The sequence below is a fragment of the Acinetobacter entericus genome (assembly GCF_026168575.1).
GTDB lineage: Bacteria > Pseudomonadota > Gammaproteobacteria > Pseudomonadales > Moraxellaceae > Acinetobacter > Acinetobacter bouvetii.
Genome location: NZ_JAPEQW010000120.1, coordinates 1 through 697, shown reverse-complemented (window position 1 = coordinate 697; position 697 = coordinate 1). Strand labels below are relative to the sequence as shown.

The window sequence follows — 697 nt, the reverse complement described above, 5'->3', positions numbered from 1 at the left end:
TAAGTATTGCTTTGGCTATATGCACTGAGTTGGCAGAGCAATTCAGGTTTGGCTTAGTAGATTTGGAACGAGGTGAGCATGATCACAATTGAATTTAGATTATGTGGTTTTGGTTTAAAGCGTCGTTGGGAGTTTGGCGATCCAAGACGTTCACCAATAGTTGTTCTTGAATTAGGCCTTTTAAAAATCTGCAAAATGCGTGGTGACAGCAAATTTGTCGAGTTTATGCGTGGGTATTGCGACAACAGTGAATTTGGGTGGCATCCAAAGGTTCGGTTGGCGCGGAGAAAGGCTGAGAAAAAAGCTCAAGCGCAAGCAGATAAAAATTGGAAAGAACGTCATAACTGGTTGCTAGAACACGCAAACAATGCAGAGCGCAAGGCCTCAAAACTGCAAACTGAAAAATCAGCATTACTCAAAACAATTGAGCTAAAGCGAGAAGACAGTGTCAAGCATCTCACTCGCTGAATATCACGCTCAATATGCACCCAAGACTAAAACCAAGTCTGGGCGCAGCAAATACAACGCACAGCGCATTGAAAAGGATGGAATGAAGTTCGATAGCGTCAAGGAGTGCAAGCGCTATATCGAGCTTACAGCGCAAATGCAGCGGGGTGAAATTACAGAGCTTAAGTGTCAGGTCAAATTTGTCTTGGCACCCAAAGTGAAGTTAGAGGGAGAAAAAAGGGCAAAACCT

At 43.6% G+C, this 697-nt stretch carries 2 protein-coding genes; both read left to right on the top strand.

Annotated features, from left to right (window positions below):
* The first annotated feature begins 78 nt into the window (after window positions 1–78).
* Window positions 79–468 carry a hypothetical protein gene (locus OKC24_RS19835; protein WP_265466307.1) on the top strand — a complete coding sequence of 130 codons (390 nt, stop codon included), beginning with the start codon at window positions 79–81 and terminating at the stop codon, window positions 466–468.
* The coding region (locus tag OKC24_RS19830; RefSeq protein ID WP_265466306.1) for a DUF1064 domain-containing protein at window positions 446–697 on the top strand (252 nt) is incomplete at its 3' end. The genes OKC24_RS19835 and OKC24_RS19830, both read left to right, overlap by 23 nt.

What these genes read in the sequence shown, in the direction of transcription:
- OKC24_RS19835 (WP_265466307.1), top strand. Translation starts at nt 79, where the DNA reads ATGATCACAATTGAATTTAGATTATGTGGTTTTGGTTTAAAGCGTCGT.